This window comes from uncultured Cardiobacterium sp., from assembly GCF_938028185.1.
Taxonomy (GTDB): Bacteria; Pseudomonadota; Gammaproteobacteria; order Cardiobacteriales; family Cardiobacteriaceae; genus Cardiobacterium.
Genome location: NZ_CALJAH010000102.1, coordinates 1 through 8,280, shown reverse-complemented (window position 1 = coordinate 8,280; position 8,280 = coordinate 1). Strand labels below are relative to the sequence as shown.

Here is an 8,280-nt window from a genome sequence, read left to right as displayed (position 1 = left end):
CAGCAAGGGATTCAGCTCATTCAGAAGTCGGTAACTATCGCTACTCTTTATTTTGGCGCGAAGCTGGTGATTGAGGGCAGGCTGACGGTGGGGCAGTTGATTGCTTTTAATATGTTGGCCGGGCAGGTAGCGGCTCCGGTGATACGCCTCGCGCAGTTGTGGCAGGATTTTCAGCAGGTCGGGATTTCGGTGGCACGGCTTGGTGATATTTTGAATACGCCGACGGAAAATCCTTCTTCCCGCCTTAATTTGCCGGAGATTCGTGGCGATATTGCTTTTGACCATGTGCAGTTCCGCTATCGCCCGGATGGGCAGTTGGTATTGCCGGATTTGAGTGTGCAGTTCCGCGCCGGTGAGGTGATTGGTATTGTCGGCCGTTCCGGTTCGGGCAAGAGTACGCTGACCAAGCTGGTGCAGCGGCTGTATGTGCCAGAGCAGGGACGGGTGTTGATTGACGGCAATGATTTGGCGCTGGCTGATCCGGCTTGGTTACGTCGCCAGGTGGGGGTGGTGTTGCAGGAGAATGTGCTGATGAATGCCAGCGTGCGCGACAATATCGCCCTTTCTGATCCAGGAATGCCGCTGGAGCGGGTGATTCAGGCGGCGCAATTGGCCGGGGCGCATGATTTTATTATGGAGCTGCGCGAGGGTTATGACACTATGGTCGGTGAACAAGGCGCAGGGCTTTCCGGCGGGCAGCGGCAGCGTATTGCCATCGCCCGCGCGCTGGTAACGAATCCGCGTATTTTGATTTTGGATGAAGCGACGAGTGCGCTCGATTATGAATCGGAACGCGCCATCATGGCAAATATGGATGCCATCTGCCGCGACCGCACCGTGCTGATTATCGCGCACCGTCTTTCTACCGTGCGCCGCGCCCACCGCATTATTGCGATGGACAAGGGGCGGATTGTCGAGGAAGGCACGCATGAGGAGCTGCTGCGGCGCAAAGAGGGGTATTACCGCTATTTGCACCAGTTGCAGAACGGGTGAGACATATATATGTATCCGTTGAACAGAGCCGGGGCAGCATAAATGGGCATCCGCAAAGAAGCGTGGGGCGACCTGCTCAAGCGTTATCTCACCGTGTGGCGCAATGTCTGGGCGGTGCGCAAGGAGCTGGAACCGCCCGAACGCGACCGGCACGAGCGCGATTTTCTCCCCGCGCATCTTGAGCTCACCGAAACGCCGGTATCGCCGCTGCCCAAGTGGACGGCGCGGCTGATTATGCTCTTTGCCGTACTCGCCCTGGTTTGGGCGTGGTTCGGCGAGCTGGATATTGTCGCCGTCGCCCAGGGCAAAACCGAGCCGGGCGGGCAGAGCAAGGTGATTCAACCGCTGGAGACGGCGGAGGTCAAAGCCATCCATGTACGCGACGGACAACACGTTGAGGCGGGCGAAACCCTGCTGGAGCTGCGCGCGGTCGGCAGCGATGCCGACGTTACTCAGTCGGAAAAAGCGCTGCACGCGGCGCAACTCGCCAAATGGCGTAATGAAGCGCTACTTGCTGCGCTGGATCACAACCGTCCGCCGCAAATGAACAAAGCCGCTGCCTTGCAGGCAGGCATTGACGAAGCCGATTTCGTGCAGGCGCAGCTACTGGTGAGCAACCAGTATCAGGCTTGGGCAGCGCAAGACCAGCAAATCCGCGCCCGTATCCGCCAGCACGAAGCCGAGGCGCGTGTGGTCAATGCCGAAATTGACAAACTCGCCAACCTCGGCAGCATCGAAAGCAAGCGCACCAACGATTTGGGCAAACTGGTCAAACAAAACTTCATCTCCAACCACGCCTACCTCGAACAAAAAAGCAAACTGATCGAAAACCAGAACGACCTCAAGAGCAAACGCAACCAGCGCGAACAAATCAAGGCAGCGATAGACGAAGCGAAAGACAGCCGCGCCGTCAACACCCAGACCATCCGCCGCGACACCCTCGATGCCTTGCGTCAGGCGGACGAACAAAGCGCACAACTGCAAGCCCAGCTGGACAAGGCGCAACAGCGGCAACGGCTGATGCGCCTCGCCGCGCCGGTCAGCGGAACCGTGCAACAACTGGCGACGCATACCATCGGCGGCGTGGTAACTGCGGCGCAACCGCTCTTGGTCATCGTCCCCGACGACTACCAGCTGAACGTCAAAGCGCTCATCCTCAACAAAGACATCGGCTTCGTCCGCCAGGGACAGGAAGCCGTCATCAAAATAGAAGCCTTCCCCTACACCCGCTACGGCTACCTCACCGGCAAAGTGCAGACCATCAGCTACGACGCCATCGAAAACGAACAGCTCGGCCTCGTCTATGCCGCGACCGTCGCCCTTGACCACGACACGCTGAACATCGAAGGCCAGCCGGTGCGCCTCTCCGCCGGGATGAACGTCACCGCCGAAATCAAAACCGGCAAGCGCCGCGTGCTGGATTACCTGTTAAGCCCGCTGCAAACCAAAATCGACGAAAGCCTGCGCCAACGCTGACCATGCCCCGCATCATCCCCGCCCTGTTCATATATACAAGTCTCACCGCCAGCGCCTTCGACCTCAACGAAGCCTGGACGGCGGCACGCTACCATTCCGCCGAATACGACGCCGCACGCCATGCCCGCGACGCCGCGCAAGAACCGCAACACCAGGCGAAAGCGCGGCTGCTGCCGCAAGTAAGCGCCAACGCCAACTACACCAACCGCGCCCAGGACAGCTACGACAAATACCGCAGCCACGGCTGGAACGCGCAAATCAGCCAACCGCTGTTTGACGGCCCGCGCTGGCGGCAGTACCAGGCCGAACAAATCACCGCCCGCCTCGGCGACAGCCAACTGGACAACACCGCGAGCGAACTGATGCTCGAAACCGGCAAAGCCTACCTCGACATCCTCACCGCGCAAGAAAAACTCGCCGCCGTCGCTGCCGAAAAAAGCGCCTACACCGCACAAATCGCCCAAGCCAAAGGGCTTTTTGAATCCGGTGAGGCGACCATCATCGACACCTACGAAGCCCAGGCCGGACTCGATGCCGCCAACGCCAAAGAAATCCGCCTGCGCACCGAACTTGTCACCGCGCAAAACCGCCTCGCCAACCTCACCGGGCTCGCCCCTGACCACGCCGAAGCCATCGCCGACCGCGCCCTGCCCGACCTTGCGGGCAGGGAAGACGAAAAAAGCTGGATAAACAAAGCCATCACCAACAGTGCCGCCGTACAAAGCCGCCGCCTGCAAGTGGAGAAAAGCGAAGCCGACCGCGCCACCGCAGAAAGCGAACACTGGCCGCAGCTCAGCCTCAACGTCGGCTACCAGGACAACCGCAACAAAATCGCGCAACATGGCGGCAACCCGAACAGCAACCGCAACCGTGGTGCCTACGTCGGCGTGCAGTTCACCATCCCCATCTACAGCGGCGGCGAAATCCGCAGCAAAGAAAAACAAAGCCAAGAAATCCTCGCGCAGCGCCAAGCAGAACTCGAAGCCGAGACCGAGCAAATCCGCCTGCAAGTGCGGCAGACCCTCGCCACCATCCACGGCGAGCAGGCGCAAATCGCTGCACAACAACAACTGCTGCACACCAACACCGCCAAACTCGAATCCACCCGCCTGGGGCGGGAAGTCGGCGTGCGCAACACCATCGACGAAATCAAGGCCGAACAAGAAAAAGCACAAGCTGAAGAACAGCTGGCGGAAGCCAAATACCGCTACATCGCCGCCTGCCTGCAATTGCTGCACCTGACCGGCGAACTGACGCAGGACAGCGGCCGCGTCTTTGCGGCACAACTGTTCGCGCCGGGTGCCACAAAACCGGCGGTCAAGCCGAAAACCCCGGCAGTGAAGCGGAAGAAAAAACGCTAAGGGCTGTTTATAATTCGCCCGTCGCCATCAAGGCGACTCCACCTTCTTGCCACCTTCCCGCTCCACGCCCCATGCCCTACCAACGCGACACCCTCTACGACACCCCGCAAGCCGTGGTCGATTTCCGCTTCGACGAACGCACCGCTGCCGTCTTCCCCGACATGATTCACCGCTCCGTGCCGGGCTACGCCACACTGCTGCAACTCTTCGCCGTCATCGGCGCAGGCTGCGTCCCGGAGCACGGCCACGTTTACGACCTCGGCTGCGCCTTGGGCGGCGCCAGCATCGCCCTGCAACACCACATCCCGAAGAGCGCCACCATTGACGCCATCGACAACGCCCAGGCGATGACCGACCGCCTTGCCGCCTACGTCGCAGGCGCAGGCATCAATAACATCCGCGTCCGGCAAGCCGACATCACCACCCTCGACTACCGCCCGGCGGACCTCATCATCATGGCCTTCACCCTGCAATTCATCCCGCCGGAAGCGCGCGACGCGCTGCTCGTCCGCCTGCGCCAAACCCTGCGCCCCGGCGGTGCGCTACTGCTTGCGGAAAAAACCCGCCCGGATGACGACCGCCTGCGCCAGTGGCACGAAGCCTTCAAGGCGGCGCAAGGCTACTCGCAAATGGCGATCGCACAAAAACGCGAATCGCTGGAGCGCGTCATGCAAACCGACCGCGCCGCCACCCTCGAACACCGCCTGCAACAGGCCGGATTCACCCGCATCGAACCTTGCTTTCGCGCCCTGCAATTCTGCGGCTGGGTAGCGAGCGTCTGAAAACCGCCCGTAGGGTGGTGCTTGCCCCACTGAAGAAAACCACTAATGATGAGGGTGGGTCAAGACCCACCTACAACCATGAGTTTCGCGACCATGCCCCACCTCGCCCCCGCCCTTGCCCAATGGCAACACGCCCTCGCCCTGAAACCCGCGCTGGCTGCGCAAGACGATGCGGTGCGCGCCGCTCTTGCCCGCGCCACCCCGCACGGCCATTTTGCTGACTGGCTCGCCACCGTCGCCGCGCTACCGTCGTCTGAAACCCAACAGATTGATCTGCAAAGCGCTGCCGTGAGCGCAAGCGGCGACACGTTGCCCAATCTCGAAGCGGGATTGCGCGCATTGCAACCCTGGCGCAAAGGGCCGTTTGACCTCTACGGCGTCCACATTGACAGCGAATGGCGCAGCGACCTCAAGTTCGCGCGGCTGCTTGCCGCCGGGGTGGATTTTTCCGGCAAACACGTGCTGGACGTCGGCTGCGGCAACGGCTATTACAGCTATCGCGCGCTTGGTGCGGGGGCAAAAATGGCGCTCGGTCTTGACCCCTCCTGGCATTACTTCGCGCAATTCCTTGCGCTGGAGCGGCTGCTTGGCGTGCAGCGCTGCGCTTATCTGCCGCTGACGCTGGACGATTGCGCCCCTGCCGCCTTTGATCTCGCGCTGTCGATGGGCGTGCTGTACCACCGCCGCGAGCCGCTGCAACACCTGGCGCAATTGCGCGATACCCTGCGCGACGGTGGCCGTCTCGTGCTGGAAACGCTGGTGGTGGACGGCGACGCGCAAACGGTGCTGATGCCGCCCGACCGCTATGCGGGAATGCGCAACGTCTGGTTCCTGCCGAGTGTCGCCGCGTTGCACCGCTGGTTGGCGCGCCTCGGCTTTGCCGTTGAACACACTGGTGCGCCGGTCGCAACCACTGTCGCAGAGCAGCGCGCCACCGACTGGATTGACCGCTTTTCGCTGGCCGATTTCATGAATGCTGATTTCAGCGCGACGGTGGAAGGCCTGCCGCCGCCACAGCGCGTCATCATCGTCGCGCGCAAGGGGCGATAGCTATCCGTTTACATACACCTTCCCCGCCTGGATGTATGTAAAAACCTTCCGCCAGTCCTCCGTTATAATCCCCGCATCTTCATTGTTTGAAAGGAGCTTTCCATGCACATTTCTCCAGGTGAGTACTGGCTTTATTTGCAATACATGGCGCTGGCGGTGGCGATGGTGTTCGTCTTCGCCGCCGTGTATTTGCACTGCACCCCGCCTGCCGAGTTGCGTCTCATCCGCCGCGAGGGCAATGTCGCCTGCGCCTTGTCCTTTGGCGGCGCGCTCATTGGTTTTTGTCTGGCGCTTGCCGCCAGCATCCGCCTGAGCGTCAGCCCGCCCGATTTTGTCCTCTGGGGCGTCATCGCGGCGGTCATCCAGATTTTGGTCTATTTCGTCGCCACCCGTTTTGTCAAAGACGCGGGCGGCGAGCTCGCGCGCAACAATGTTGCCGTCGGCGCGTTTTTGGGCGCGGTGTCGGTGTCGATTGGCCTGCTCAATGCGGCCTGTTTGAGTTAAGGAGGTTTTATGTTCGGTTTTTTGCGCAAGCAGTTTATTGATGTCATCGAGTGGCCGAATCCGGGCGAGGACACGCTGATGTGGCGTTTCCCCGCCCAGGATCAGGAAATTCAGTCCGGGGCGACGCTGGTCGTGCGCGAGTCGCAGCAGGCGCTGTTCGTTGATGAGGGCAAGACGGCCGATATGTTCGGCGCGGGCACGCATCTGCTCACCACGCAGACGCTGCCGCTGCTCACCAACCTCAAGAATTGGGACAAATTCTTCGCCTCGCCCTTCAAATCCGACGTCTATTTCTTCAATTTGCGCCAGCAACTCGGCCGCCGCTGGGGCACGGCGCAACCCGTGACGGTGCGCGACAGCGAGTTTGGCGCGGTGCAACTGCGCGCTTTCGGGATGTACGACTACCGCATCAGCGACCCCGCCAAGCTGTTCAGCGAAGTGACGGGCGTCGCCGCTGACTACGGCCGCGAGCAGCTCGACGAGCCGCTGCGCAACGTGGTGATGACGCGGCTTGCCAGCGTCTTCGGCTCATCCGGCATCGCCTTCCTCGACATGGCAGCGAACCAGGTATTGCTGTCGCAGAAAATGGCAGAGCTGCTCGCCCCCGATTTCGCCCGCCTCGGCCTTGCGCTGGAGCGCTTCAGCGTCGAAAGCGTCACCCTGCCGGAGGCGATTCAGAAGGCGCTGGACGAACGCATCTCGATGGGCGTCGTCGGCGATTTGAACCGCTACACCCAGTATCAGGCGGCGTCCGCCATCCCGCTTGCCGCACAGAACGAAGGCGGGCTGGCAGGCGTTGGCGCGGGCGTCGGCGTCGGTGCGGCGATTGGCCAGGCAATGGCGGGCGCGATGACACCCGGCGCCAACAATGCCGCCCCTGCCACCGCAGGAGGCAATGACCCGCAGACGCGTCTCACCCAACTGAAAGCCTTGCTCGACCAGGGGCTGATTACCGCCGCTGATTACGACCAGGCGAAGGCGGAAGTGCTGAAACAACTGATGGGCTGACCACATGGCCGCGCTCTTTCACACCGACTGCCCCAGTTGCGGCGCCCCGGTGCGGAGCATGAGCGCCAGCGCGGTAACGCTGGTGTGCAGCTACTGCCACAGCCTGCTCATCCGCGACGGCGACACCCTCACCGACAGCGGCGAAGACAGTGCGCTGCTCGAAGACTTCAGCCCGCTGCAAATCGGCACAAGCGGCGTGTACCACCAACAGCCGTTTACCCTCGTTGGCCGCTTGCAGGCGCGCTACGACGCGGGCGTCTGGAACGAATGGTACCTGCTCTTTGCCGACGGCAGCGACGGCTGGCTCTCCGAATCGGGCGACCAGTACGTGCTGACCCGCCCGGTCGCGCCGGAGCCGCCGCCCGCCTTTGCCAGCCTGCGTGCGGGCAGCAGCCGCTACAACTTCCGCAACAAGGCCTTTCTCGCCGCCGACGTGCGTAACATCACCCTCGACCGCGCCGCCGCCGAAGGCGAATTGCCCTACCGCTTCAGCGGCACCCGGCAAAACCGCGTCGCCGACTTCCGCTACGGCGGCGAATTCCTCACCATCGATTACGCCGACGAGCCGCCGGAAGTGTTCGCCGGCGAAGGCGTGGCGCTTGCCGACCTCAAACTGCAAAACACCCGCAGCGACGCGCAAATACTCGAAACCGCAGGCAAACTGAAAGGCAGCCGCGCGAGCGGCAACTGCCCGCATTGCGGCAGCCCGGTACAGTGGCTAAGCGGCCTGACCGACACCATCCTCTGCCCGTCCTGCGGCAGCGACCTTGCCAGCGACGGCAAAGGCTTGGCATTGCGGCAAAAAAGCGCGCGCCGCGCCATCAGCGAAGACCACACCCTGCCGCTCGGCGCGGAAGCGACCATCCACGGCACGCATTACACCCTCATCGGCGTGGTGCGCAAAATAGAGGTCGGCGAAGGCAGCGGCTGGAGCGAATACCTGCTTTACGCGCCGCAACAAGGCTTCGCCTGGCTGACCGAAACCGATGACGGCGAATGGACCTTCGCGCAAACGCTGAACGAATGGCCGCTGCTCGACCGCAACGCGGCGCCGCTCGGCAAGGCAAAACTTTACGACTACCAAAGCCGGGTGGAGAGCGCGGCGG

Annotated in this window: 8 protein-coding genes; all 8 read left to right on the top strand. The window is 62.1% G+C overall.

What is annotated here, in order from left to right:
* On the top strand, positions 1-993 hold a 993-nt coding region (locus Q0349_RS03295), incomplete at its 5' end, for an ATP-binding cassette domain-containing protein (protein WP_298079452.1).
* 42 nt (positions 994-1,035) lie between these two features.
* Positions 1,036-2,469 carry an HlyD family type I secretion periplasmic adaptor subunit gene (locus Q0349_RS03290; RefSeq protein ID WP_298079451.1) on the top strand — a complete coding sequence of 478 codons (1,434 nt, stop codon included), beginning with the start codon at positions 1,036-1,038 and terminating at the stop codon, positions 2,467-2,469.
* Positions 2,470-2,471: 2 nt separating this feature from the next.
* On the top strand, positions 2,472-3,830 hold the full coding sequence (locus Q0349_RS03285; RefSeq protein ID WP_298079450.1) for a TolC family outer membrane protein: 1,359 nt from the start codon (positions 2,472-2,474) through the stop codon (positions 3,828-3,830).
* Between the two features lie 71 nt (positions 3,831-3,901).
* Positions 3,902-4,612, top strand: a complete 711-nt coding sequence (locus Q0349_RS03280; protein WP_298079449.1) for a methyltransferase domain-containing protein — start codon at positions 3,902-3,904, stop codon at positions 4,610-4,612.
* A 93-nt stretch (positions 4,613-4,705) separates the two neighbouring features.
* The gene (gene cmoB / locus Q0349_RS03275) at positions 4,706-5,662 is read left to right on the top strand and encodes a tRNA 5-methoxyuridine(34)/uridine 5-oxyacetic acid(34) synthase CmoB (RefSeq protein WP_298079448.1); all 957 of its coding nucleotides are present in this window, start codon (positions 4,706-4,708) and stop codon (positions 5,660-5,662) included.
* A 102-nt stretch (positions 5,663-5,764) separates the two neighbouring features.
* Positions 5,765-6,166, top strand: coding sequence for a DUF350 domain-containing protein (locus tag Q0349_RS03270; protein WP_298079447.1), 402 nt, complete (start codon positions 5,765-5,767; stop codon positions 6,164-6,166).
* 9 nt (positions 6,167-6,175) lie between these two features.
* Positions 6,176-7,174 (top strand): SPFH domain-containing protein, encoded by a 999-nt coding sequence (locus tag Q0349_RS03265; RefSeq protein WP_298079446.1) that lies wholly within the window; start codon positions 6,176-6,178, stop codon positions 7,172-7,174.
* 58 nt (positions 7,175-7,232) lie between these two features.
* Positions 7,233-8,280, top strand: a 1,048-nt coding sequence (locus Q0349_RS03260; RefSeq protein WP_298079445.1) for a DUF4178 domain-containing protein, incomplete at its 3' end; no start/stop codon positions are given.